The sequence below is a fragment of the Mesorhizobium sp. M1307 genome (assembly GCF_040318155.1).
GTDB lineage: Bacteria > Pseudomonadota > Alphaproteobacteria > Rhizobiales > Rhizobiaceae > Mesorhizobium.
On the sequence record NZ_JAMYLR010000003.1, the window covers coordinates 215,195 to 241,203 of the forward strand.

The following is a 26,009-nucleotide window of genomic DNA, read 5'->3' on the forward strand; positions in this document are numbered from 1 at the left end:
TCGGTCCGGTCCTTCGATAGATGCTTGGTGGATGGACAGTACAACGCTTGAGACAACCGCCGATCCCTTGCCGCACGAGCTGGCTTTTCTCGGAGAGCGGCTTGCGGCGTTCAACGACAGTGATGTCGGCGCCTCCTGCAGGAAGGCATTGGCCGTGTTCGTGCGCGATGAGCACGGCGCTATTGTCGCCGGCATCTCGGGATACACCGCCTGGGGCTGGCTCTATGTGCAATGGCTCTGGGTCGATGCAAGACTGCGCGGCCAGCGCATGGCCGGCAGGATGCTCGAAGCGGCCGAGCAGGAGGCGATCGCACGCGGCTGTCGCGGCGCCTGGATCGACACGTTCAACCCAAGGGCAGCCAAGGCCTATGAGCGCCAGGGCTATCAGCGCTTCGGCGTGCTTGCCGATTTTCCCGTCGGCCGCAGCCGCATCTTCCTGCAGAAGAGGCTGAAGCCTGACTAGCCGGCAAGGCGTCCGCCGCGCATCGGCTGGGGCACGCCGGTCGTACTGGGGAAGCTGATCGGCAAGCCTCTGAGCACGCGCACTGCCAGGAACGCAAAACACTCCGCCTCCACCGCATCGCCCTTCCAGCCAAGCGCCTCGGCCGGAACCGCTTCGACGCCAGCGCGGCTGGCAAGCATGGCCATGATCGTTGGGTTGTGTCGACCGCCACCGCTGACCACCAGCCGCTTCGGCCGGCGCGGCAGAAGATCGAGCGCCTTGCCGACGGCGGCCGCGGTGAAGGCCGTCAGCAGGGCTGCGCCATCCTCGGCGTTCATTCCGTCCGCCATCGAGGCGCCGAAATCGAAACGGTCCAGCGATTTCGGATAGGGTTTGGTCAAATACGGATGCCGCAGGAGCTTGGCCAGCTGTGCCTCGTCGACCGTGCCGGCGCGGGCAAGGGCGCCGTCGCGGTCCATTTCGCCGAGCCCCTTCGATTTGATGAAATCGTTCAGCGGTGCGTTGGCGGGCCCGGTGTCGAAGGCAACAACATTGTCCGTGCCGTCCCACCAGGTGATGTTGGCGACGCCGCCGAGATTGAGCACCGCCGTGTCGCCGGTGGCGTCGGCTTCGCGCAGCAGCGCGGCGTGATAGGCGGCCGACAGCGGCGCGCCCTGGCCGCCGGCGCGCATGTCGGCCGAGCGGAAGTCATAGGCGACTTTGGTGCCCAAGATGGCATGCATCAGCTCGCCGTCGCCAAGTTGGCGGGTCTGGCCCAGTCGGCCCACTTGCGGGGCACGGTGCAGCACGGTCTGGCCATGGAAGCCGACGACGCCGATATCGGCCATGGTCAGACCGTGACTTTCGACAAGATCCTTGACCGCGGCGGATTGGGCGCGCGTCAGCGCCTCCTCTGCCTCACGAAAAATCGCCGGTTCCGGTCCGGTGAAATTCCAGATCCTGGCCTGGCGCAACGTCTCCTCCAACAGACTGCGGATCGACCTGGGGTAAGGCGCCAGCGTGTAGGTACCGAAATCCACGATCCGTTCGCCGTCGGTCTTGATCAGCGCGACGTCGATATTGCCGTCCAGCACGGTGCCGGTCATCAGGCCGACGGCCCACATGGGTTCGCCATTTTTCGCAATCATGGTTGTCAGGCTCCGTTGACGAGATCGCCGACCGCTTGGCGAAGCGCTGCGATCCCGCTGTTGAAATGACGTGTCGGATGGATCCGATTGGTGAGCAAGGTCCAAGCTCTGCCTTTGTCGAAGTCGACCCACAGCCCGACACCGGTAAAGCCGGTATGCCCGATGGTTTCGGGGCTGCATAACCGGCCGCCGGACCAGCCTTCGTGGGGTCGCTCCCAGCCATGGGTGCGGGTTGCCGACAAGGGCGTGCGCATTAGCGCGATCGAACGCTGCGACGCGCCGGTCCCGTCCAGCAGCCCTTGCGCAAAGTCGAGCACCGAAGCCGCCGTTCCAAACAGGCCGGCGTGACCGGCACCTTGCAAGGCCGAGCAATTGTCGTCGTGGACTTCGCCGCAGAGCACGCGATGGCGCCATGTGCAGTCTTCGGTCGCCGCCGCTTGATCCGGTTCGGCGGAGAACGCGAAGCCCGGACCGGGATCTATGTCGCGAATGGTCTTGCCAGACAGGCGCTCCAGGACGAAGCCGAGCAGGATGAAGTTGATATCGGAATAGACCGGCTCGCCAGCCTGCCATTCGCGCTGCAGGATGAAGGCGCGCAGCAGCTCGGGGTCACGCCCATAGGTGTAGATTGGCGCGACGGCGGGAAACGGTGTCTGATGGCCGAGACACTGGCGAAACGTTACGTTCCGCTCCCAGGCTTTTTCGTCATATTGGCGAAGGTCGGGCAGGGCGGAAATCAGCGGCGCGTCGAGGTCGATGACGCCTTCTTCCGCCAGTGCCAGGATACGCGACGTGGTGAAGATGACTTTGGTCAGGGATGCCAGGTCGAACCATGTCCCGACATGCATCGGCCGTATCTTGGGCACGACTTGGGCTGAGCCGATTGCCCGGACGATGCGTTCGCCGTCCCCGTCAACTATGCCGAGCACGCCGCCCGGAATGCGCGATGCGGCCACGGCCGCTTCGAGCGGGGCGAATGCGCGGGAGAAGAGATCATGGTCGATCAACTACGCCTCCGTTTGGAAGGCAGCGATGGGGCTGTCCCTCCGGCCTTTCGTATCCTTTGGCGACAATCATCACGCTTCCACCCGTGCTCTATGATCCGGCCCGAATTGCTGCCAATTGGCCGGGCTCGGCTCAAACCCCAGCGGACGCACGAGCGAGGGGACCTGGCGCGTGTCCAGCTCGAAACGTTCATGCCGCCGGTCTATAGTAGGAACGGCCGCGATAAGCTGTTTGGTATAGGAGTGCTTCGGCTCCGAGAGCACCGATCTGGCATCGCCGATCTCGACAATCTGGCCGGCATAGATGACCGCGATGCGATGGGCGATCCGCTCGACGACAGCCATGTCATGCGAGATGAACAGATAGGCCAGCCCGAATTCACGCTGCAGCTCGATCAAAAGCTTCAACACCCTGGCCTGCACCGACACATCGAGCGCCGAAACCGCTTCGTCGAGGACGATAACCGAAGGATTGAGCATCAGCGCGCGAGCGATGCACAGGCGTTGCCGCTGGCCGCCGGAGAATTCGTGCGGATAGCGCTGCAGGCTGTTTTCCGGAAGGCCGACGCGTTTCAGCAGCGCAGCCATTTTCGCCCGCGTTTCAGCAGTTATCCGTCCGCCGGTAGCGATCACCGGCTCCGCGAGGAGGTTTTCGACGGTGAGTCTGGGATTAAGCGAGCCATAGGGATTCTGGAACACCATCTGCACGGGAAGGGCGCTCTGCCCGGCGGCGGCCTTGCGCACGCTGGCCGAGATTGTGCCGCGCGTCGAGCGCACCAGCCCCAGAATCGCGCGGGCGGTGGTGGACTTTCCGGAACCGCTCTCGCCGACGACCGCCAATGTCTCGCCCGGCATTAGCTCGAAATCCACACCGTCCACCGCGTGCACGGCACCACTGGCGCGGCTGAAAAACCCACCCTTGACCGGAAATCGCACTACGAGGCCATCGACCTTCAGCGCCGGCTCGGCAGCTTTTTGCGTTTCGCGTTGCGCGTCCCTGCGTGTCGCGCTGCCGCCGGCGAAATGCGGAACCGCATGTAGTAGATGCCGCGTATAGGGATGCTGCGGATCGTCCAATATCTGGTTCAATGCGCCCTGCTCGACAGCTTCTCCGCCTTGCATCACCATCACCTTGTCGGCGATGCCTGCAACCAGACCGATGTCGTGGGTGATGAAGATCATCGACATCCCGGTTTCCTGCTTCAACTCGGCGAGCAGCGCCATGATCTGCGCCTGCACCGTAACATCCAGCGCCGTCGTTGGCTCGTCGGCAATGAGCAGGCGCGGGTTGCACGCAATCGCCATGGCGATCATCACCCGCTGCAGCATGCCGCCCGACAGCTGGTTGGGCGTGTATTTCAGCCGCCTCGCTGCGTCGGGAATACGGACGCGGTCGAGCGCGTCCTTGGCTGCCGCCGTTGCTTGTCGTCCGGTCAGGCCGCGATGCAGGCGAAACGATTCCTCGATCTGCCAGCCAATGGTCAGCACCGGATTGAGCGAGGTCATCGGCTCCTGGAAGATCATGCCGATTTCGCCCCCGCGGATCTTCGTCAATTGCGGCTCGGCTGCGGCTGTCAGGTCGAAGGTGCTGCCGTCGGCCCGCCTCAGCATGATCGACCCGCCGGTGATGCGGCCGCCGCCATAATCGACAAGGCGATTGATCGACAGCGCCGTAACCGATTTGCCCGAGCCGCTTTCGCCGACGATGGCCAGCGTTTCGCCGTCGGCGAGATCGAAGCTGACGCCGCGCACGACCTCATTGGCTTGCGGGTTGCGGCCGAAGCCGACGCGCAATCCGCTGACGGACAGCAGCGGGATCATGCGATCGATCTCCGCATCTTCGGGTCGAGGACATCGCGCAACGCATCGCCGAGCAGGTTGAAACCGAGGATGCCGATCATGATCGCCACGCCCGGGAAGATCATCAGCCAGGGAGCTGTCTCCATCAGATTGCGGCTGTCGCTCAGCATCAGGCCGAGCGACGCGGCGGGCGGCTGCGTGCCGAGCCCGAGGAAGCTTAAGCCGGCTTCGGTCAGCAGTGCCCAGGCCAGCGCCAGCGTCACCTGAACCGTCAGCGGCGCCACCAGATTGAGCAGCAGATGCCGTGTTACGATATAGCCCGCACTGCTGCCGAACGTGCGGGCCGCGTCGACGAACTCGCGCGCCTTGAGCGACAGAGCCGGACCTCGCACGACGCGCGTGAAGATCGGTGTGTAGACGATGGCGATGGCAATGACGCTGGTCGAGGTTCCCGGTCCCGCAACCGCGACGATCAACAGCGCCAGCAGGATCGCCGGGAACGCCAGCACAACGTCCATGATGCGCATCACCAGGCCGTCCCAGCGGCGCCCGAACCAGGCTGCCGCCAGCCCGAGCACGGTGCCGGCCAGTGTCGCGACGGCGACCGAAAAGAAGGCCACGATGAAGGACTGGCCGATCCCGGTCATCAGCCGACTTGCGACATCGCGGCCGAACAGGTCCGTGCCCATCCAGTAGGTGCCGTCAGGCGCATGCAGTCGCTCGACCCGGTGCTGCGTCAGCGGATTGTGCGGCGTCAGCCCCAGCATGCCAAGCACGGCAAGCAGCAGATAAAGCGCAACGATCGCACCGCCGATGCGGCCGCTGGGATGCGCAAATATAGCCCGCAATGTCGCCATCAGTGCTCGCTTAGCCGGATACGCGGGTCGAGCGCGACATAGGCAAGGTCGACGAGGAGATTGACGATCATGAAGTTGAAGGCGATGAACAGCACGCTCCCCTGCACCAGCGCGTAGTCGCGCTGCAGGATGGCATCCAGCACCATGCGGCCGAGACCGGGCAGCGCATAAATCTGCTCGACGATGACAGCTCCGCCCAGGAGGTAGCCGAACTCTATGCCGCTCAGCGTCACGACCGGGATGAGCGCGTTGGGCAAGGCATGCCGCCAGATGACGCCGCGCGCCGAAACGCCCTTGCTGCGCGCCGTCCTGACATAGTCGTCGCTGAGCACATCGAGCATCGCCGAACGCGATATGCGGGTCACCGAAGCCGCGAAGGCAAATCCAAGCGTGACCGCAGGCAGCAACAGCTGGCCGAGATTGCGCAGCGGATCCTGCCACAGCGGCGAAAACTCGCCCATCGCCGGCAAAACGCCAAACCCCGCCGACAGTGTGTAGATGATCAGCAGGGCAAGGACGAAGTTCGGCGTCGACTGCCCGATCATTGCGACAACGCGCACGCCGAGGTCGGACAGCTTTTCGTTATGGGTGGCGGCAAAGATCCCCGCCGGCATACCGACAAGCAGGGCGATGACCATCGACAGCAGGGCGAGTTCCAACGTTAGCGGGAAACGCTCGAGGATGACGTCGAGCACCGGCCTGCCATAGGTGGACGAAATGCCGAGATTACCTTGGAAAAGACCAAGCAGCCAGCGCCAGTATTGGATGAACCAGGGCTGGTCGATGCCGAAATAAGCTGCAAGCGCATCGCGCTGCTGCGGCGTCAGCAGGCCGGCTTCGGTCCCCAGCATTGCCGTGATCGAATCGCCCGGAACCATCCGGATCGCCAGGAACACCACGATGGACACGCCAAGCAGGACGAGAGGGAAGGTCGCGAGTCGCCGCATCAGATAGTTCACGCGAAGAATATCCTCTCGTCCGGCATCAAAGCAGCTACTGGATCGTCACCTTGGCGAGGCTGAACAGCGAGCCTGTCGGCACCGGTTCGAATCCTGCGATATTCTTCTGCTGTGCCGTGTAGCTGTAGGACGTGTAGAGCCAGATCCAGGGCGACATCTCAGTGATGTGCTTCTCGAAGTCGGCGAAGATCGCTTTGCGCGCTGCCGGGTCGGTCTCGGTGCGGCCCTTCTGCATAAGACTGTCCAGCGTGTCGTCGATATAGTTCGCCACCTTCTGCAGATTGCCCGTCTTGGTCCAGTAGCGGTTGTACATAGTGTAGGGATCGGCCCTGCCGCCGTTCAGCGCGACGGCCATGTCGAAATCGCCCTTCAGCCAGGCGTCGACATAGACGTTGAGCTCCATCATCTTGATGTCGAGCTTGACGCCGATTTCTGCGAGTTGCGATTGGATGACCTGGGCTTCCGCCGCTGCCGTCGGCGGCTCGCCGGTGGCGCCGATCACGGTCGCCGAAAAGCCGTCGGCATAGCCGGCTTCGGCCATCAACTGCTTGGCCTTCTCAATGTCGCGCTTATAGCAGAACAACTGCTTCGGATCGGTCGCCAGTGCCGGGATGGTCAGCGGGCCGGTGACCTTGCCTTCGCCGAGCGAGGCGGTGTCCAGCACTTCCTGCCGGTCGATGGCGCAGGAAATCGCCTGACGCACCTTGAGTTCGGTCATCGGCTTGCGGGAGGGATTGAGCTGCAGCACGTGATAGGCAAGCACCGGCTCACGGTTCAACTGCAGGCTGGCTTCCTTGGGCACCAGCGTGGCGACAAGCGGATCGTTGAGCAGGGCAAAATCGATCTGCTTGGTGCGCATCGCCGCTAGGATCGCCGTCTCGTCCGGCAGCACGCTGATTTCGATGCCGTCGACGCCGGTCGCGCCGCCTGCCCAGTCCTTGTTGGCGACAAGCACTTCCTTGGAATTCGGATCCCATTTTTCGAGCTTGAACGGACCCGAGCCGATCGTTGTCGTGCCGATCGAGCCGGCCGCGATTTCGCTTGCCGGGACGATCGCCGCATTGACGTCGCTCATCGCCGTCAGGATCGGCACGTCCGGCTGCGAGAGGTGGAACACGACGGTGGCGGGATCGGGCGTGTCGATGCTGGCGATCGAGAGAAAGTTGGCGCGCGCCGCAGCACCCGTCTTCTCGTCAAGTATGCGCTCGAACGATGCCTTGACGTCGGCCGAGGTCACGGCGGCGCCGTTCTGGAATTTTGCTTTCGGATTGAGCTTGAAGCTCAGCTCCTTGCCGTCCGGCGAGAACTGCCATGAATCGGCAATCGCGGGCGTGATTTGCAGGTTTGCGTCGAGCCGCACCAGCGGTTCGTAGATCAGCTCCAGCAGCCGCAGTGAGGAGAATGCCGTCTGCTTGTGCGGATCAAGACCGGTGGCGTCCTGCGACCACGCCATATGCAGCGTCGCCGCACTCGCCTGCACCGGTAGCGCGGCGATGGCAACCATTGCCGCGAGCGTCATGCCGGAAAGCAGTTTCTTGCCAATGTGCCGTACCATTGTCGTTCTCCCATTATTGTTAAACCAGATGCCTTGCAGTTCCCCGGACCGCTTCAAAGGGACACACGCCCCGGAACATGGGCCCAGTATCCATGCGGTCTTACACCGTCTTTTCGCCTATCGCCTTGCGCAGGAAACCTCCCGCGTTGGCAAGCGCCTTACGTGCTTCTTCGACACCCATGCCGGTGATCGTCACCAGGATTGCCAGTTTTACATCATTGCCGGTCTGGTCGAGTGCCTGTCGTGCCTGCTGTGCCGCGCAGCCGGTCGTCTGCATCACGATCCTGACCGCCCTTGCTACAAGCTTCTTGTTGCTTGGATTGAGGTCAACCATCAGGTTCTGATAGCTCTTGCCGATGCGGATCATGCTGGCGGTGGACAGCATATTGAGCACCAGCTTTTGCGCGGTTCCCGATTTCAGCCGGGTCGAGCCGGTGAGGACCTCCGGGCCAACCACCGGAGAGATGCCAATATCGGCAATGCCGGCAATGGTCGATCGAGGATTGCAGGACAACGCCACGGTGGTAGCTCCCACTTCCTTGGCATAGGTCAGGCCGCCGATGACATAAGGTGTGCGTCCGCTGACCGCGATGCCGACCACCACGTCGCCAGCGGTCAGCTTGATGTCCTGCAGCGCCTTTATTCCCTGTTTCGGATCGTCCTCGGCGCCTTCCGCAGAGTGCACCAGCGCGTCGACGCCGCCAGCGATCAGGCCCACCACCATGTCCTCGGGTACGCCGAAGGTCGGCGGACATTCCGAGGCGTCGAGGACGCCGAGCCGGCCGCTGGTGCCAGCCCCCATATAGACAAGGCGTGCACCGTTCTGGAACGCGCTCACGATCCGGTCCACGGCCGCAGCAATATCGGGAATGACCTTCTCGACGGCTGCCGCAACGCCTTTGTCCTCGTCATTGATCTTGCGCAGCACCTCGAGGGTCGGCAACAGATCGATGTCCATGGTTTTCGGGTTCCGGTCCTCGGAAACCAGCCGCTCCAGCTCCGACATCAACCCTTGTTCGACCACTTCGCTTACTTTCAAGTGCGACTGCGAGCAGGACTGTGATGCCCGCGGCAAGCGGCGTCCAGTGCCTGCACCTGGCCGTCGGCTCCGTACCGGCTGCGCCGGTTCTGTTTCGTTAACTTTTTAGAATTCGATATTCCCTCTGTCAACGGAAAGTAGGAATATTATATTCCTTGCCGAAGGCCATCACTGGCGGCAGAGGGATTTTCTGGCCAGGATTATGGCTCCCGAAACCGCATCGCCGTCGGCCGGCTTCAGCCGTCGGCGGACGTCGGGAGCGAGCCATGGCTCAAGCGGGCTGGACAACCCTCCGAGCAACGTAACCCGCGGCGCGCCTTTTTCGAACAGCACCCGCACGAAGGTGTCGATCTGCTCGGCAGCGCCTTGCACGATCCGCCGACCGGCCGGATCGCCCTGGTCGGCATGGCGGATCACCATCGGCGCCATGGCGGCATAGTCCGTCGCGCTGGCGCGGTCCATCCAGGCCACCGCCTCGAACGGATCGTCCTTGAAGCGCTGCATCACCTCGGCCAGCAGCGCCGTCCGCTCATGCCGGCCGTCATGGGCTCGCAAGGCAAGCTGCACTGCCTTCAGTCCAAGATCGGCGCCGCTGCCCTCGTCGGAAATCGGAAAACCGTAGCCGCCGACGCGCAGGTCGCGCCCTTCGACAAAGCCGAGCCCGATCGAACCGGTCCCGGCTATGACGATGGCGCCGTCTTGACCCGAATGCGCGCCAAGGCAAGCCGCGACGCCGTCGCTGACGAAGTCGATGCTCGCAAAGGGTTGTTCGATGCCATGAAACGCCTCGAGCGCACCCTTACGGCCGATGCCGGCAACACCGATACCCGCGCGGATCCTGGCGATTTCCGCCGCCGCGAACCCTGCCTCTTCGATCGCCGCGCCAAAGGCTTTGGCAATCGAGGCCCAGGCCACCTCTATACCGAGTCGCGTTGTCGCCGGGCCCGACAGGCCTTGCCCGAGCACGGTTCCTGTCTCGTCTTCGATACGCGCCCGGCAGCCGGTTCCGCCGCCATCGACGCCCAGGAAATAATGCGGAGACGCCCCACCGGCACTCATTGCCTTATTCGTTCGATCTGGGCGCCGCACAGCCGGAGCTTGCGGTCCAACTGCTCGTACCCGCGGTCGAGATGATAGACGCGATTGATCGTCGTCTCGCCCTCCGACACCAGCGCTGCCAGCACCAGCGAGACGGAGGCGCGCAGGTCGGTCGCCATCACTTGCGCGCCCTTCAGCTTCTCGCCTCCGCGCACCAGCGCCATGGTGCCTTGCAGCTTGATATTGGCGCCGAGCCGCATCAGTTCAGGCACATGCATGAAGCGGTTCTCGAAGATCGTCTCGCGCAACAGCGAAGCGCCCTCGGCACAGCACATCAACGCCATGAACTGCGCCTGGAGACGGTCGGAAAGCCCGGATAGGGCTCCGTCGTCACGTCGACCGCCTTGAGCGGCCCGTCTCTCGATACGATCAGCCCGCGGTCGCCCGGCCATATTTTCACACCGGCTGCTTCGAGCAGCTGGACGACGGATGCCATGTGCTCGAGCCGCGCGTGGGTCAGCTCGAGCTGACCGCCGGTGATGGCCGCTGCGACGGCATAGGTGCCGGCCTCTATCCGGTCCGGGATGATGTCGTGCGTGGCGGCGCGCCAGTCTGTGCTGCCCCCGATCAGGATGCGGTGCGTGCCGGCGCCCTCGATCCGCGCGCCCATGTCGTTCAGGCAGGCGGCAAGATCGGCCACCTCCGGCTCGCGGGCCGCGTTGAGGATCTCGGTCTCGCCGTTTGCCGTCGTCGCCGCCATCATCGCCGTTTCGGTCGCGCCGACCGACGGCGAGCTCAAAACGATGCGCGCGCCTTTCAGTCCGCCCGGCGCAGACGCGACGATCAGTCCGTTTTCGATCGCGATATCGGCGCCAAGTGCGGCAAGTGCGGCGACATGCATGTCGACCGGCCGTGCGCCGATCGCGCAGCCGCCAGGCAGCGAGACCCGGGCATGGCCGAAGCGGGCAAGCAGTGGACCGAGAACCAGCACCGTCGCGCGCATGCGCCTGACGGTATCGTAGCTTGTCTCCCTGGAAGCGGCAGCACTGGTATCGATTGTGGCGGCATGCTCCGATCTGGTGACTTCGGCCCCATGAAGGCCGACGACGCCAAGCATGTTGTCGACATCCGTCACCTCAGGCAGGTTGGTCAGCTGCAGCGGATAGGGGCTGAGCAACGCCGCCGCTATTTGCGGCAAGGCCGCGTTCTTTGCGCCGGAGATCGTCACCGCGCCCTCAAGCCTGTGCCCGCCGACGATCCGCAATTTGTCCATGGCTCTGACCTAATCCCGAGCTGTCGGCGAGTCTACGATCTTTCATGTCCGAATCGTCGACATGCCCGAAGGCTGGGCCGCAACCGCACCAGTCGAGATTTGATGGTTCATTCTTGGCTGTCAATCAGAGACGGAATAATTTATTCCTTGGCTTGGCATTGTCGATGACAGGCAATGGAGGAACGCATGTCCGTCCTGAAGAAGATCGAGGCCAAGCTCGAAGTCATGGCGCCCGGCGACCGCGAGATCGGTCGGTATATCGTCGATAATCCCGACCAGATGCTCCGCCTGTCGACGGCGGCGCTTGCCGCCGAGATCGGCCGCAGCCAGTCGAGCGTCGTCAAGTTCAGCCAGAAGCTCGGCTATTCCAGCTATCAGGAGCTTAAGCTCGCCGTCAGTGAGGCCAAGTCGCAGGAATGGCACGTGCCGGCCGGCATGATCCACGGTTCGATCGAGGTCGACGACAGCTATCTGGTCATCTTGCGCAAGCTGATCGGCAGCAAGCTCTTGTCGATGCAACAGACCGTCGCGGCCAACACCGAGCAGGAAATCGGCAAGGCCCTCGAAGCGTTGAACGGTGCGCGCCGCATTCATTTGGCCGGCGTCGGCGCATCCTCGCTGGTGGCGCGCGATTTTTCCTACAAGCTGATGAAGCTCGGCCGCAACGTGCTGCACGACAGCGACAGCCATGTGCAAATGGCCAATGTCTCGACGCTTGGACGAGGTGACGTGCTGTTCGCGCTCTCCTATTCCGGGGCGAGCATCGAAACCCTGCGGATAGCTGAACTTGCCCGCAAACGTGGCACCACCGTTATCGCCGTCACCGGACTTCGCGACAATCCGCTGAGCCGGGTTGCCGACATTCGCCTGCACACGATCGCCGATGAAGAGCGCGCGCGCTCGTCATCGATAACTGCGCGTGATGCACAACTGACGCTGACCGACCTGCTGTTCATCCTGCTCGTGCAGAAGCAGCCTGACGCCAACGAATACGTCCACAACAGCGAATTGGCCGTCTCGGTGCTGAAGGCTTAGCGCTCTTCGCCGTCTCGCGTTAAGGCCTCAGTTCCTCCCTGGCGCTCCACGCCGACAAGAGCAACTTTCGTCCTCCTTGGTGAAATAGCTTTCTTCAATGTGCTCGCCCGCTTTCCTCGTCCGGCTGGCAGGGAGTCGCGGGAGCGCCGATTGATCAAATGCCGCCGGTCGAAACAAATGTTGACAATATCATCTGTTGTTGCGAAAGCGTTCAGCCTCGAATTTGACGGCCGGGTGAGACAATGGACGACCTTGGAGCACAGGAACAAGCGGTTCTCGACCTCATTGCCGCGAACCCATTCGCCGGCCAGCAGGACATAGCAACGGTGCTCGGCATCGCCCGCTCGACGGTTGCGGCCCACATCGTGCAACTCGTCAACAAGGGATACATTCTCGGCCGTGGTTACGTCTTGCCGACGTCCAAGCGCATGGTCTGCGTCGGCGGCGCGGTGCTCGACCGCAAATACCACGCCAAGAAGGATCTGATTTTCGAGACGTCGAACCCGGTCGACGGCTATCGCAGCTTCGGCGGGGTTGCCCGCAACGTCGCCGAAAACCTTGCCCGCCTCGGCGTCGACATAAGCTTCGTCTCGATCGTCGGCGACGATGAAACCGGCCGCTCACTGGTGCGGCATCTGCGCGACCTCGGCGCCGATGTCAGCCAGGTCATCACCACCACGGAACGGCCGACGGCGGAATACGCGGCCATCCTCGACCGCAACAACGACCTCGTGCTCGGCATTGCCGACATGGAGATCTTCGATCTGTTTTCGTCGTCCTATCTCGACCGCTTCTGGCCGCATCTGGCTTCGGCGACATGGGTGTTCATCGACTGCAATCTGCCGGCCGCGACCCTCGCGGCACTGATGTCGCGCAAGCAGGGTGCGCGCTTCAAGCTCGCAGTCGACACGGTATCGGCGCCGAAATCAGCGCGCCTGCCGAAGGACCTGACCGGCATCGATCTTCTGTTCACCAATCATGACGAGGCCAATACGATGCTCGGCATGACGGATGCCGACAGGCGGCTGACGCCGGAGGAAGCAGCGGCAGCGCTGCGCGCGGCCGGCGCCGGCGAGGTGATCGTGACCGTGGGCGCGCATGGATTTGCCGTTGCGACCGAGAGCGGTGTGACGACCATGCACTCCGTCCCGGCGCAGCCCGTCGATATCACCGGCGCCGGTGACGCGATGATCGCCGGCACACTGTACAAGGTGCTTTCGGGTGAGCCGGTCGCTCATGCCGTGCGCACCGGCGCGCTGCTTGCCACACTGACCACCGAGAGCGAATCCAGCGTCCATCCCGATCTGTCGCCGCGCTTCCTTGCCGCCGGCACGTACCGCATTCCTGCCTGAAAGCGAGATGATATGAAACCTTTCCTTGTCCACCTGAACGATGAAGTCGCTGCTGCGCTTGATGAAGGCCGCGCGGTGGTGGCATTGGAATCAACGATTATCACCCACGGCATGCCATATCCGGCCAATCTGGAAACTGCCCGTGGTGTCGAGACCGTAGTGCGTGAAAACGGCGCCGTGCCCGCCACGATCGCAGTGGTCGCCGGCAAGATCAAGGTTGGCCTCGACGACCGTGAACTGGAAGAGCTGGCAGCGGCAAAGGGCGTGGTCAAGGCTTCCGGGCGCGATCTCGCCGCCATCATGGTGCGCGGCGGCTCGGCCGGAACCACCGTCTCGGCGACGATGCGGATCGCCGCTTTAGCCGGGATCGGCATTTTTGCGACCGGCGGCGTGGGCGGCGTGCATCGCGGCGCCGAAGCCACTTTCGATATCTCCGCCGACCTGACCGAACTCGGCCAAACCGGCACGACCGTCGTCTGCGCCGGAGTTAAGTCGATCCTCGATATTGCGAAGACGCTGGAATATCTGGAAACTCAGCGCGTGCCGGTGATCGCCTATGGGAGCGATGATTTTCCGGCTTTCTACACCCGCTCCAGCGGGCTCAAGGCCGATCATCGCCTCGACACGCCCGACGAGATCGCGCGAGCCATGCTGCTGCATGACGAGATGGAATCCGGCACCGGCATTCTCGTCGCCAACCCTATCCCCGAAGCGGACGCGCTCGATCCGGCGTTCATCGACGGCACGATCGCAGCGGCCGTGGCTGAGGCCGAGAAGCGCGGCATCGGGCGCAAGGAACTAACGCCGTTTCTGCTCGCACGCATCAATGAGCTTTCGCAAGGCCGCAGCCTGAAGGCCAACATCGCGCTGGTCCGCAACAACGCCGCGCTTGCTGCCCGCATCGCGGTTGCGCACGCGGAATTGAAGGGCGCGACCAGATAGAGACAGCACCCGGCCAGCGCTACCGGCCTTCGATTTCAGCCCGGCGCGAGGTCGAAGATGCGCCCGGCATTGAGGATGTTGTTCGGGTCGAAGGCTGCTTTCAGGCGGCGCATGGCCGCGATCTCGGCGTCGCTGCGCACAAGGTGCAGCCATTCCTTCTTGTCGAGGCCGATGCCATGTTCGGCCGAAACGCCACCGCCGGCGGTGGCAACACCGCGGTACACGATGCCGTATGCGGCCGCCGGATCCGCGGTGCGGACCTGATAATGCAGATTGCCATCGCCGAGATGGCCGAAGACGTAGATGTCGGCGCCAGGGTCGACGGCCCTGATGGCGGCTTCTGTTTCGCCCAGGAAAGTCGCCATTCTCGCCAGTGGGATGCTGATATCGACGCCGATCAGGCCTGCCATCGAAAACAGGAAACGGTTGGCCTCTTCTCGCACCGCCCAGAGCGCCCGGAATTCGCGCGGCGATTGCGAGACGACCACGTCGTCGATCACGCCATCTTCAACCGCCTGCATCAGCACCGCGGCAAAACGTTCGCCGTCGCGGTCGGGCTCGCTGCCCTGTATCTCGGCAAGCACATAGACGGGCGAGCCGGCGGGCAGCGGCGCCGGCGCCTCCATGCCGGCGATCATGGCGCCATAGAGCGGTGCGAAATTCACCTCATAGGCCGATAGCAAGGGCCCGAGCTTCCGCCTGAGCAGCGCAAGCAACGTGATCGCCGCGTCGAGCGAAGCAAGCGCGCAAAAGGCGTTGATCTCGGTGGCCGGCTTCGGATGCAGCCGCAGGCATGCGCGCGTGACCACGCCGAGCGTGCCTTCGCTGCCGATGAACAATTGGCTGAGGTCGTAGCCGGAGTTGTCCTTCGCCAAACCCTTGAGCGAGGTCAGAATACTGCCGTCGGCAAGCACCGCTTCCAGCCCAAGCACCTGCGCCCGGTACATGCCGTAGCGCAGCACACGGATGCCGCCGGCATTGGTGGCGACATTGCCACCGACGGTGGCCGTGCCGCGCGCTCCGATGTCGACGCCGAACAGCAAGCCGGCCGCATCGGCGGCTTCCTGCACCGCTTGCAGCGGCGCGCCGGCCTCGGCGATGATGGTCGCCGCCTCGCGGTCGAGGGCTTCAACGGAAGTCATGCGCTCCAGCGACAGCACAGCTTCGCCGGGTTGGATGCGAGCGCCGCCGGCAAGCCCGGTCCGGCCACCCTGGATCACAAGCCTCTGCCCCGCCTCATTGCACAGGCGCAGTATGTCCGACACCTCGCCGGCAGTGCGCGGTCGCAGCACGACCTCCGGCCGCGCACCGGTCTTGCCGTCGGGGTCTTCCCTGTAACGCGGCCCGGCCTCATCTGCCGAGACGATCGCCGGCCGATCCAGCCGACCCTCAAGTCGCGACAGAAGCTCGGCGGTTCGTGAGGAGAGGGCGCTCACGGATGCTATTGGCGCGCAGATATCGATGCAGCGCACGCGAAGACCGGCGAGGATTGCAGGCGCGGCTTGACGCGAATTTCGCTGGAAAGAAAACATGCGGAAAACCCGCCAAAAATGCAGTCGGTTGCTGTCGCCATGCACCGCTCCTGTAACAGGTCGACCATTGGCGCGGACCGCGTTTTGTCAAACTGTGGCAGTTGGTGGGTGGCTCGACACCTGCGCTTCGGCGCGGACCAGCTTGATATCGGCGGTCGCCGCCCATGCTCCGATATCCGCACGGCGCAAGGCCGCAGCCATCATGTCCGGAAACAGATCCGGCGTGCAGGCGAAGACGGGAATACCAAGGGCTGCTACCGAGCCTGCCATTGTGGGATCGTAGCCGGGCCGGCCTTGATCGGTCAGCGCCAGAAGCACGACGACATTTACGCCGGATCGAACCAGCGCTGCCAGTCGCCGCAGCAGGTCCTGGCCATTACCGCCTTCATAGAGATCGGTGATCAGCACCAGATGCGACTTGGTGGGCCGTTCGATACGGTCGGCGCAATAGGCGACCGCCTGATTGATGTCCGTGCCGCCGCCAAGCTGCACGCCGAACAGCACCTCGACGGGATCGCTGAGCTCTTCGGTCAGGTCGACGATCGCCGTATCGAAGCAGACAAGCTTCGTGCGCACAACCGGCAGCGAGGCCATCACCGCCGCGAAGATCGAGGCGTAGACCACCGAGCTTGCCATCGAGCCGGACTGGTCGACGCAGAGAACGACCTCATCCAGATCGACAAGCCGGCGCTGCTTGCGCATGAAGCCGACCAGTTTCTCCGGCACGATGGTCCTATGCTCGGGTTGATAGTGGCGAAGGTTCGCCGAAATAGTGCGCTGCCAGTCGATATCGCGTGCACGCGGGCGGTTGGTGCGTCTCGATCGATCGAGAGCGCCGCGTATCGCCTCGGCGGTCTTCTGCTCCAGCTTCTGCATCAGCTTGCCGACGATATCGGCAATGATCGTCCGGGCAATGTCCTTGGTCTTGGCCGGCATGACCGAGCGCAGCGAAATCAGGTCGGCGACGAGATTGACGTCCGCCTCGATCGCCTTGAGGAATTCCGGTTCCATCAGCATCTGCTTCAGGTCCAGCCGTTCGAAGGCGTCCTTCTGGACGATCTGGACGACCTGCGCCGGAAAGAAGGAGCGGATGTCGCTCATCCATTGTGCAACGCGCGGCGCCGACCGGCCAAGGCCGCCACGCCGCTTGCGTGGGTCGGCAGAAGCGGCGCTAACGCCGTCGCCGTAGAGAGCGTCGAGTGCCGCCGAAAGCCGTTTATCGTCGCTGGAAAGTGCCCCAGACGTTTCGTCATCGGCGCCGATCGCCAGTCGCCAGCGGCGCTCCCTTCCGCCATCGGAAGTGAGCGGGCCGGGTTCGTTCATTTCGGCCTCGTCATCCATTGCCGGTTTCTCCGTTGAGCAACGGTCCAAGCAGCCCCAGGTGCCGGCGCCATGCCTCGCCGCCATCCGGCGTCGGCGTCACGCCAGCCGGCAAGCGCGCCGCGCGGCCGAGGACCGCTTCGATCAGCCGGCGGCGTTCCATGCTGTCCAGATTGGAAAAGACACGGCGCAGCAGCGGTAGATGCGCAATGAAAGCATCTTCGTCCAGGGATCTGAGCCACCCATCGACCGCACCGCGCAGACCCTCGTCATAAATCAGCCGTTGACCGGCTGTGCTGAAGAAGCCTTCGAAGAACCCGGCCGCGTCAGTGACAGGCGTCCCCGGTGACAGGCGTCGCCCGAGCAGCCCGGCAGCGACTTCGGCGGACAGGCGACCAGCTTCATACAGCAGGTGTGCGGCGCACCCGGCCAGCAGCGCCGTCGACCGTGACGCCTCCAGTACGGCCGCCAGCCCGTTGCGCCATCCGTCCAGCACGTCTTGGCCGGGTTCGACCAGCCTGATCGCCTCATCGGCCTTGCGCATCGCACCAACCAGTGTCGCGGCGGCCTGCTCATCCAGATCGCGCGCAGCGTAGGGAAGCGCGATCGCACCTTCGACGATCAGCCGCTCCATGAGGCCGGACAGCCGGTCCGTTTGCGTTTTGCGGGCCTCGCCGTAGCGGACAATGTCGGCGAGCGGCGGCACCGACGCCAGGATCTCCAGGCATTCACTGCTGCGCGCCGCGCGTGCCTCCAACGCCGTGAGGCCGGCAGTCGATGCTTCCGACAGGCCTGCAGTGATGGCGCTCTGGACCAGTGCCGCAAGCGTATCGAGCGTCGCCGCCGTTTCGATCATCTGGATCAGGCGGCCATTGGCAGCCTTTTCGATGGTCGGCCCGTAGATCAGGTTCTCGACCAGACGAACGGCATATTCCGGTTCCCACGCTAGGGTCCACCGCTCGCGGAAGGTGCCACGGCTGCGACCGGCATCGGTCAGTCTGCCCCAATGCACACCAAGCACGTGCAGCCGATGCAGCAATGTCGAGCGAAACAGCCCGCTCTCGCTTCGCAGGTCGACCGACAGTTCCCGCTCCAGCGCCTCGGATTTTAGGCGCGCCGCCTTTTGGCTACGCTGCAGATCCTCGATCAGCGGCGCCAGCGGTGTGTCGGGCGGAATTTCGCCGACGTCCGAACCCAGAAGCAGCTCGGCCTCAACCAACCTCCACAGCAACGCTTCGCCGTTGAAGAGGGCGGCGATCGCGGCGTCGCGCAATTCCTCAAATCCGGGTTTCGGTCGTTCGCGAATCGCGGCAAGCGTCCGGGCGAGCCGCTCCGCTTCGATCAACGAAGCGGTCGAGATCAGGTGACCCTTCGCCCGCAGCACGGCGGCGATCGTCGCAAGCCACAGGGTCGCCGCATCGCGCCGGCCGCGCGTGCGCCAGAGATGCTTGCACCAGCCCGGTGCGACGACGCCTGCGCCATAGCCGTATCCCAGCGCCAGGCGCGGTCCCGTCCACGGTGCCCATGTCATTGTGCTCTTGCGCCGGGCAATTCCCTTGATCAGGACCTGATCGTTTTTCTGAGTGTGGGTGGCCTGCAGCGCCGGCACATGCCATGCCCCGCAGACGACGGCGATCGGTCCGTCGAACTGCTTACGCGCCTTGGCGATTTCGAGCCGCATATGCGCCTCGCGCTTGGCTTCGAACTGCGCGATCGGACCCTCACCATTCCGCAGTGTCGTCATCGCATCGGCGATGGCCGCAAATATGGGGCCGGGTTCCGGGTTCTGTTCAATGATATCCGACCACCAGCTTTCGCCGTCCTCATAACCGGCGGCGTGTGCCAGCATGGCTATCGGATCACGCGGAAGCGGAGCCGCGTCACCATCCTCGGGGGCTTGGGTAGCTTCGGTCGCATCGGTTTCCTCCGCGCCACCGATCGCAGCAGTGGTGAACCGTGCCGATGACGGCAGGTCGATAAACTGCAACGTCGCCTTATTGCCCACAGCCCAAAGCGCCGCCTGGTATTCGGGCGAGAACTCGGCAAAAGGCCAGAAGCTTGTCGAAGCCGGATCGTCCTCCGGATAGCAAAGGAGCGCCACAGGCGGCTGCATTTCGGGGCGGGCCAGCATGGGCAGAAGCTCAGAGGCGTCGATCGGCCCCTCGATCAGCACGGCGACCGGGTTCAAATCCTGCAGTGCCTGCACCAGGCTGTCGGCGGAACCCGGCCCGTGATGGCGTATCCCGAAATAGGCAATGTCGCCGTGGCCCATGGCGTCAGATCGCTGCGTTCAGCGCCGCGTAATAGCCGGCATAGTCGGCCCGCTTCTTGAGCACTGTTTCCAGATATTCCTCCAGCACCACCTTGTCCTGCACCGGATCCTTCACGATCGCGCCGACAAGGCTGGCGGCGAGACCTTCGGCGCCGAGCTTGCCACTGTCGAACCACGCCGCCTGGCTGAGCCCGCCAACCATCGTGGCGATCGCTTCTGCGGTCGACAGCGAGCCGGAAGGCGTCTTCAGCGTCACCTTGCCGTCGGCAGTCGCGCCGGAGCGCAATTCGCGGAAGATGGTCAGCACACGGGCGATCTCCTCGCCGACATTTTTCGGCACCGGCAGGTCGAGTCCGCCAGCCATCTCGTCGACCCGTTTGGAGACGATCGCCACCTCTTCGGCCAGGTCTTCCGGCAATGGCAGCACCACGACATTGAAGCGACGCTTGAGCGCCGAGGAGAGCTCGTTGACACCTTTGTCGCGGTTGTTTGCCGTGGCGATAATGTTGAAGCCGCGCTGGGCGACGGTGATCAGCGTGTCCTGCACGTCTGAGCCCATGCGGGTCAGTTCCTCCAGCCGGCAGAGCTTGCCGTTCTGCATGGCTCGGTAGAGCGGCGTCGGCACCAACGCTTCCTGGCTCGGGCCCTTTGCCAGTAGCTGCGCATAGTTCCAGCCATAGCGGATCTGGTTCTCGTCGGTGCCGGCCGTGCACTGCACGATCAGCGTCGAGTCGCCCATAATGGCGGCGGCAAGATGTTCAGACACCCAGGACTTGGCGGTTCCGGGAACGCCGAGCAGCAAGAGTGCACGGTCGGTGGCGAGCGTCGCTACCGCGGTTTCCATCAACCGGCGGCGACCGACATATTTTGGCGTTACCAAGGTGCCGTCACCGGCCTTCCCGCCTAGCAAATAGGTCAGCACAGCCTGTGGCGACAGGCTCCAGCCGGCAGGCCTCTGCCGGTCGTCATCGCGCGCCAGCGCCTGCAATTCCGAAGCGTAGGCCTGCTCGACCGGGAGGCGGATGGCTGCGTTCATTTTGCTGTTCTCCGGATTGGTCATGTGTTGGTTCCAGGCCCCGCCAGTGATGCGTTGAGACGTAGAAGCCCGAGTGAAGGAGCCGCGGGCGGCACGCCCGCCGCGACCATGTCGTCGATCAATTTCGCTGCCGTGGTCGCGGTGGCAAGGAAGCCGATCGTCTCCAGTACATCGTCGAGACCCCGCCGCGCGGCGTCGTCTTTTCCGCCGGCGGCGGAACGCAGTGCGGCGAGCGCCTGTCCATTCGTCAGGTCGTCCCATTCCAGCCAGTCGACATCGATGCCTTCCGCCAGGTTGATCATGCCAAGATAAGTTGTCTCCTTGAGGATCAGCCTGATGAGGACACGCTTTCTGCGGTTGTCCAGGCGCGGCATGAGGTGAAGCACGAACAGCGCCGGTTTGCCGCCTTCGGCGATAAGCGTATCCGCCATCTGCGTAAGGGCGGCTTCGCTCCCTGAGGCGGCGACCATTCGTGCGATCAGGATGTCGGCTTTATTGTCGGCACCGAATTGCCAGCCTCCTATGAATTCGGCTTCCGTAGTGTTGAACCGTTCGGTAAGGTCGACGAGGTTGCATATCTCGAACAGTTCGGCGCGGCGTTGCTCCTGCGCTTGGGATTTTAGTTTTGCTGGAGTGTAGATCGTCCGGCGGCGGATGAAGCCGGATCTGCCTTCAGTGATAAAGGCGGCGAGTTCGGCTACGGGATCGTCCGGTCCACCGTCGCTCGGGCGAACGTGCTCTCCTAATCTTGCCAGCAGCCGGCCAGCCAGTTCGCGCACCTTGCCGGACCTGTCGGCGGAAAGGCTTTTCAGGAAAGGCACGTCCTCGGCACTCAGGCCGAAGCGCATAAGCTCGACCAGCACAAGCCTGACTTCCGCCGGTTCGCCCGAGGCCTTGGCTTCGATCAACATTCGAGCCGATGTCGGGTCGGTACGGCGCATATCGGCAAGGGCCAAGCGTCGCGCGGCGGGATAGAACTCATCCCAGTTTTCCGCAGTCAGTTTCTCTTGTGGGGCAAGCCTTTCCCCGTTCATGCTTGCTTGCCAGTCTATCCATGGTGCGTAGACGTCCGGGCTGTTCTGATCCGAGGGCATCCAGTCCATGGGATGGAGCACAAAGCCGCGGCTGGCGACGAGCGCCGCCACGCGTGCCTTTCGCCTCGCGTCGGCGGCGTGCTTCAGAGCGGCTCTCAACAACGGCCGAAATCGTGGCGGCAGAATGGGCAGGGCAAGTCTGGGCAGCAGCGGACGACGCTTGAGTGTCGTCGGCGCGGCCGGCCGCAGCGCGACGTCGAGCGCTTGTGCTGCGATTGCCAGGAGCCGGCGCTCCTGTTCGTCGGGACTTGCACCGCCGGCGATTGCTTTCCATCCGGCCGGAGCCAGATCGAATGTAGCACCGCCGGTGATCCAGCAATCGCGCATTGCCGCCAGGCCTGTTTGCTCGCTTTCGTTCACGCCAGATCAAGCCTCCCGAACTCACTTTGCGCCGCCAGAAGCTCAAGCCGCGCGCCGTTCCAGAGCGCTGCCGTGGCCGCAAGGCCGAGGCCGAGCAAGGTTTGATCTAACGCGCCGGCGATCGGCAATGCGATCCCCTGCGGTTCATCCTCCGCCTGCCACCATGCCGTGCCCCGATCGTCGAGCAGGATAGCGCCGGGCGGCAGCATGAGGGGACAATCAGCGATCCAGGGCGCGGCGTCCTGATGGGAAGCATGCGTGGCGAGCGGATCCTTCGCGGTGCCAAAAGCAAAATCGGGCCACGCGCCGGGCGCAACCTCCCCCATGCGCTCCACCACGAGGGCGCGGAGCGGCATGCGTGATGGATAAAACACCAGTCGGGCATTGAAACGGTCGCCTGGTGCAAAAGCGTTGGACCGGCGCCCGGCCGAAGCCGGGAAAAAGTCGAGCAGCACGGCAAATTGCGGGGTGGCGCTTTTCAAATCGAGCAGCCACGTCGAATGGCTGACCAGACCATCGCGGCGGCTCTCGATCTTCTCGCCGAGAACTTCCCAGAGGCTTTCAACCTGTCTTGCATCCGGACTGCTGAGAACCTGTTCGCGGGGTTCAGACGTTGATACGAGGCGCTTCAGCTCGGGGTCGTCGGGCTCCGACCGCCACGCCTTGGCCAGCAGCACGAGCTTGCCGAGTTCACGGATTGCGGCATCAGACCGTTCCTCGCTGCGCAGCGCCATCAGCCGCGACGGAATCTCGTCGATACGGCCGGCGAGCGCGGCTGCCTTCATATCGACTAGCCGCGCAGCAATCCGCCGGCAACGGTCGCTGCTGGCGTCGACAAACCCGGACAGACCGAGCCGTAACTGGTCGGCTATCCACTGATCAAGCTCATCGAGCCCAGCCGACACTGCTTCTCGTGTGCTTTCCGCCCGCTTGCGCTGCGCCGCCTCGCGACGCTCCAGCGCCGCGATGTCTTCAACGGCGGTGCTCTCGTCGGCTCGTGCGGCTTCGCCAATGCGCTTGGCTTCCGCGCCGGGTACTGGTTGCGCCGGCTGTGGCGTTGTCTTCCTGCGTCGGCCAAGCCAGTCATTCACCCATTCCGGCGTGGTATTGGCAGCGGCAAAACTGGCTGGCGCGGTGGCGGCAATCCACATCAAGGCCAGCGTGTGCTTGCATGGGAATTTGCGCGAGGGGCAGGTGCATTTGTAGCCGTGATCACCCGTGTCGACCACCACTCGATAAGGATTGGAGCCGGAGCCCTGGCATTCGCCCCAGATGAGCGCCTGCTGCTCATGCTTTTCGAGCCGCGGCCAGTTCGTTCGTTTGGTGAGGTTGGAGGCGGCGCTCAGCGACGCCTGATCGGGAGCAAGCGCCTCAATGGTTTTCAGATCGAATTCCAAGCCGCGCTTCTCCCCGCCCCGGCGCAGTATAGATAGCGGTTTGTGAAGAATTATTATAGCTCTGGCATGGTGAAGATTGGCATGCCTTGGCCCTGTTTTGATGGACCAGGACGTGCCTCAGACGCAAATAGTATCGACTGTTATTCGGCGGACAGAACGGGCTTTGGTAGCCGGCGGCCTAGGCGGAAGCGTTCAGGCTCTGCCCTTCAGGAACTCGATCACCATTGCCGCGGTCCAGGTGAAGCGATTGCCGCCGAGCGGCTCGCCGTTGAGGGGATCGTAATATTCGGCAAAACCGCTCTCGGCGATCAGCTCGAGACTGGATTGCGTGATGCGCTGTGCGATTTGGCTGCGGCCGGCGACGGCAAGGCCGTCGGCGATCATGTAGTTGACCACCAGCCAGACCGGGCCGCGCCAGTAGCGCTTTGGGTCGAAGCGCCCATCCTCAGGATCGTGCGACGGGACGATGTAACGCGTTTTGCCGGCGATGCGCTCGATCGTTGCAGCGATGGTCGCTGCCCGGCTTTCCGGGATGGCCGAAAATACCGACAGAATGCCGCCGACCGACGCGCTGTCAACATGCTTTCCGGCCACTCGGTCGAAACAAATGTACTGGCCATGCGCGTCGCTCCACAGCCGTTCCATTGCCGAAAGCCCCTTTTCGGCACGGGCGCGATTGGCTTCTGCGATTTCGGTTTCGCCAAGTGCCTCGGCGAGATCGGCAAGGTCGGCGGCGGAACGGATCAGGATGGCGTTGAAGCCGGGATCGACGACCTGGAATGGCGAGGCATCGTGCAGCCGGGCATTATCCCAGCCAAGCCCGCGGAAATGCTGCAACAGCCAGACATAGCGGTCATACTGTGCCTTGGTTGGACGATGCGCCGGATCGGCGTGCAGGATGTCGCGGCGGGTGTAGGGCTCGACGCCTTCGGTCGGCACGCGCTCGAACGCCTCGTCCCAATCGATCGAGTTGTCGCGGCCGGACTCCCATGGGTGGATTATGGCGACCAGCCCTTCGCCGTCCGGGTCGCGATTTTCGTAGAACCAGCGGTGCCAGGCATCGATTTTCGGCAACAGCGCGCGGGCGCGCTCGGCCGCCAGGGTCTTGTCCTTGGCCTGGTCGAACAAGCGGCGCACGGCAAAACCGGCGACCGCCGGCTGGGTGATGCCGGAGGTGGCAGTCGGGCGGTTGGTTCGCCAGACCTCCGGCCCGGGGAAATAGCCGTCGCTCCAGACATGGAAGACGATGTGCGGCACCATGCCGTCTGGCCATTGGTGGGCGAACAGCGTGTCGATCTCGGTCCAGGCGCGCGCCTCGTCATAGTGGGCAAGGCCGAGCGCGGTCAGGCAGGAATCCCAGTTCCACTGAAACGGGTAGAGCCCCTTGGTCGGTATGGTATAGGTGCCTTGGTCATTTTCCCTGAGCACCTCGACGGCGCGGGCGATGGTTTCGTCGACAGCAAGAGATATCATCGGAGCGTTCGTACTTTCAGAATCGAAGGGGATCAAAGGGCGTTGGTGGTTTCGGGATCGAACCAGCGGACGCGATCGGGTTTGGGCGAAAGCCGCAAGTGATCGCCGACGGCGACCGTGGCATTCGATTCGAGGATGGCGCGGAACAGGCCGCCCTCGACGTCGCAGCTGACCAGCGTGTGCGGTCCGAGCGGCTCGACAACGCGCACGGTGGCGTTAATACCTTCGTTGCCGGCGTCCACATCCTCGGGGCGAATGGCGAATTCTATCGTCTGCTTGTCCGATTTGGGGCCGGGCAGCGTCAGCCCGGCGACGGTCCAACTGCCGTCGGCCGTCTTCGTCGCCGGGATGAAATTCATCGGCGGGTTGCCGATGAAGGAGCCGACGAAGCGGGCCGCCGGATTGCGGTAGACCTCTACCGGCGAGGCGGCCTGGACGATACGGCCCTGATGCATGACGGCGATGCGGTCGGCGAGGCTCATCGCCTCGACCTGGTCGTGGGTAACGTAGATGGTGGTGGTCTTGGACGCCGCGAGCACACCTTTGAGCTCGGCGCGCATTTCGAGCCGCAGCAGCGCGTCTAGGTTGGACAGCGGCTCGTCCATCAAGATCACGTCAGGCTCCATCGCCAGGGCCCGGGCCACAGCCACGCGTTGGCGCTGACCGCCGGAAAGCTGGCCCGAATAGCGCTTCAAAAGCTGTTCGATGTGCATGAGCTCGGCGGTGCGGTTGACGCGCCCGTCGACCTCCTGCTGCGGCAGCTTCTTCATGCGCAGGCCGAAGGCGATATTCTCGAATACCGTCAGGTGCGGAAACACGGCGTAATTCTGGAACACCATAGCGATGCCGCGTTCGCGCGGCGGCAGATGGTCGACGCGACGGCCGCCGATCCAGACCTCGCCCTGGCTTGGCGTTTCCAGCCCGGCGATGATCCTCAGCAGCGTGGTCTTGCCGCAACCCGAGGCGCCAAGCAGCACCATGAATTCCTGGTCGGCGATGGTCAGGTCGATCGAATGCAGCGCGGTGAAGCCGCCGAAGCGTTTTGCCACCTGCTTGATGACGATCTCAGCCATCGGCGTTC

The 26,009-nt window shown here is 63.7% G+C and carries 21 protein-coding genes and 1 pseudogene; 4 read left to right on the plus strand and 18 right to left on the minus strand.

The window, feature by feature from the left end:
• Window positions 1-31 precede the first annotated feature (31 nt).
• Complete coding sequence (locus NKH16_RS06815; RefSeq protein ID WP_352876037.1) at window positions 32-463, plus strand: GNAT family N-acetyltransferase; 432 nt, start codon at window positions 32-34, stop codon at window positions 461-463.
• Here NKH16_RS06815 and NKH16_RS06820 read toward each other — a convergent pair.
• From NKH16_RS06820 to murA, 9 genes and pseudogenes are all read right to left on the minus strand, one after another.
• Window positions 460-1,590 (minus strand): anhydro-N-acetylmuramic acid kinase, encoded by a 1,131-nt coding sequence (locus tag NKH16_RS06820; RefSeq protein WP_352876034.1) that lies wholly within the window; start codon window positions 1,588-1,590, stop codon window positions 460-462. The genes NKH16_RS06815 and NKH16_RS06820 overlap by 4 nt on opposite strands.
• 5 nt (window positions 1,591-1,595) lie before the next feature.
• Window positions 1,596-2,597, minus strand: a complete 1,002-nt coding sequence (locus NKH16_RS06825) for a serine hydrolase domain-containing protein (protein ID WP_352898762.1) — start codon at window positions 2,595-2,597, stop codon at window positions 1,596-1,598.
• A gap of 69 nt (window positions 2,598-2,666) precedes the next feature.
• Window positions 2,667-4,415, minus strand: a complete 1,749-nt coding sequence (locus NKH16_RS06830) for an ABC transporter ATP-binding protein (protein WP_352876031.1) — start codon at window positions 4,413-4,415, stop codon at window positions 2,667-2,669.
• Complete coding sequence (locus NKH16_RS06835; protein WP_352452396.1) at window positions 4,412-5,251, minus strand: ABC transporter permease; 840 nt, start codon at window positions 5,249-5,251, stop codon at window positions 4,412-4,414. The genes NKH16_RS06830 and NKH16_RS06835 overlap by 4 nt, the downstream gene beginning before the upstream one ends.
• The gene (locus NKH16_RS06840; RefSeq protein WP_352452397.1) at window positions 5,251-6,210 is read right to left on the minus strand and encodes an ABC transporter permease; all 960 of its coding nucleotides are present in this window, start codon (window positions 6,208-6,210) and stop codon (window positions 5,251-5,253) included. The genes NKH16_RS06835 and NKH16_RS06840 overlap by 1 nt, the downstream gene beginning before the upstream one ends.
• 34 nt (window positions 6,211-6,244) lie before the next feature.
• Entirely contained in the window at window positions 6,245-7,765 is a 1,521-nt protein-coding gene (locus NKH16_RS06845) for an ABC transporter substrate-binding protein (protein ID WP_352876028.1), read from the minus strand.
• 100 nt (window positions 7,766-7,865) lie between these two features.
• Window positions 7,866-8,789, minus strand: coding sequence for an N-acetylmuramic acid 6-phosphate etherase (murQ, locus tag NKH16_RS06850; RefSeq protein ID WP_352455307.1), 924 nt, complete (start codon window positions 8,787-8,789; stop codon window positions 7,866-7,868).
• A gap of 183 nt (window positions 8,790-8,972) precedes the next feature.
• The gene (locus NKH16_RS06855) at window positions 8,973-9,863 is read right to left on the minus strand and encodes a glucosamine kinase nucleotide-binding domain-containing protein (protein WP_352876025.1); all 891 of its coding nucleotides are present in this window, start codon (window positions 9,861-9,863) and stop codon (window positions 8,973-8,975) included.
• Window positions 9,860-11,115 (minus strand): annotated as a pseudogene (gene murA, locus NKH16_RS06860) (UDP-N-acetylglucosamine 1-carboxyvinyltransferase). The gene NKH16_RS06855 and the pseudogene murA overlap by 4 nt, the downstream one beginning before the upstream one ends.
• Before the next feature lie 186 nt (window positions 11,116-11,301).
• Between murA and NKH16_RS06865 the strand changes: the two are divergent.
• The 3 genes from NKH16_RS06865 (at window position 11,302) to NKH16_RS06875 (ending at window position 14,444) form a co-directional block, all read left to right on the plus strand.
• Window positions 11,302-12,150, plus strand: a complete 849-nt coding sequence (locus tag NKH16_RS06865; RefSeq protein WP_352876020.1) for a MurR/RpiR family transcriptional regulator — start codon at window positions 11,302-11,304, stop codon at window positions 12,148-12,150.
• 242 nt (window positions 12,151-12,392) lie between these two features.
• Window positions 12,393-13,502 (plus strand): carbohydrate kinase, encoded by a 1,110-nt coding sequence (locus NKH16_RS06870; RefSeq protein ID WP_352876018.1) that lies wholly within the window; start codon window positions 12,393-12,395, stop codon window positions 13,500-13,502.
• A 12-nt stretch (window positions 13,503-13,514) separates the two neighbouring features.
• Window positions 13,515-14,444, plus strand: a complete 930-nt coding sequence (locus NKH16_RS06875) for a pseudouridine-5'-phosphate glycosidase (protein ID WP_352502990.1) — start codon at window positions 13,515-13,517, stop codon at window positions 14,442-14,444.
• A gap of 35 nt (window positions 14,445-14,479) precedes the next feature.
• Here the strand turns inward: NKH16_RS06875 and NKH16_RS06880 are convergent, their stop codons facing one another.
• From NKH16_RS06880 to NKH16_RS06920, 9 genes are all read right to left on the minus strand, one after another.
• The gene (locus NKH16_RS06880; RefSeq protein ID WP_502894955.1) at window positions 14,480-15,880 is read right to left on the minus strand and encodes an FAD-binding oxidoreductase; all 1,401 of its coding nucleotides are present in this window, start codon (window positions 15,878-15,880) and stop codon (window positions 14,480-14,482) included.
• 5 nt (window positions 15,881-15,885) lie between these two features.
• Window positions 15,886-16,017 (minus strand): hypothetical protein, encoded by a 132-nt coding sequence (locus NKH16_RS06885; protein WP_352701817.1) that lies wholly within the window; start codon window positions 16,015-16,017, stop codon window positions 15,886-15,888.
• A 46-nt stretch (window positions 16,018-16,063) separates the two neighbouring features.
• The gene (locus NKH16_RS06890; protein ID WP_352746056.1) at window positions 16,064-17,317 is read right to left on the minus strand and encodes a VWA domain-containing protein; all 1,254 of its coding nucleotides are present in this window, start codon (window positions 17,315-17,317) and stop codon (window positions 16,064-16,066) included.
• Entirely contained in the window at window positions 17,310-19,568 is a 2,259-nt protein-coding gene (locus tag NKH16_RS06895; protein ID WP_352876014.1) for a DUF5682 family protein, read from the minus strand. The genes NKH16_RS06890 and NKH16_RS06895 overlap by 8 nt, the downstream gene beginning before the upstream one ends.
• 4 nt (window positions 19,569-19,572) lie before the next feature.
• Window positions 19,573-20,604, minus strand: coding sequence for an ATP-binding protein (locus NKH16_RS06900; RefSeq protein WP_352898769.1), 1,032 nt, complete (start codon window positions 20,602-20,604; stop codon window positions 19,573-19,575).
• A gap of 20 nt (window positions 20,605-20,624) precedes the next feature.
• Window positions 20,625-22,058 (minus strand): DUF5691 domain-containing protein, encoded by a 1,434-nt coding sequence (locus tag NKH16_RS06905; protein ID WP_352876008.1) that lies wholly within the window; start codon window positions 22,056-22,058, stop codon window positions 20,625-20,627.
• Window positions 22,055-23,455, minus strand: a complete 1,401-nt coding sequence (locus NKH16_RS06910; protein WP_352898772.1) for an SWIM zinc finger family protein — start codon at window positions 23,453-23,455, stop codon at window positions 22,055-22,057. Before NKH16_RS06910 ends, NKH16_RS06905 begins: the two co-directional genes overlap by 4 nt.
• 192 nt (window positions 23,456-23,647) lie before the next feature.
• Window positions 23,648-24,928, minus strand: coding sequence for an amylo-alpha-1,6-glucosidase (locus tag NKH16_RS06915; RefSeq protein ID WP_352452407.1), 1,281 nt, complete (start codon window positions 24,926-24,928; stop codon window positions 23,648-23,650).
• A 32-nt stretch (window positions 24,929-24,960) separates the two neighbouring features.
• Entirely contained in the window at window positions 24,961-26,001 is a 1,041-nt protein-coding gene (locus NKH16_RS06920; protein WP_352452408.1) for an ABC transporter ATP-binding protein, read from the minus strand.
• Between the last annotated feature and the right edge of the window lie 8 nt (window positions 26,002-26,009).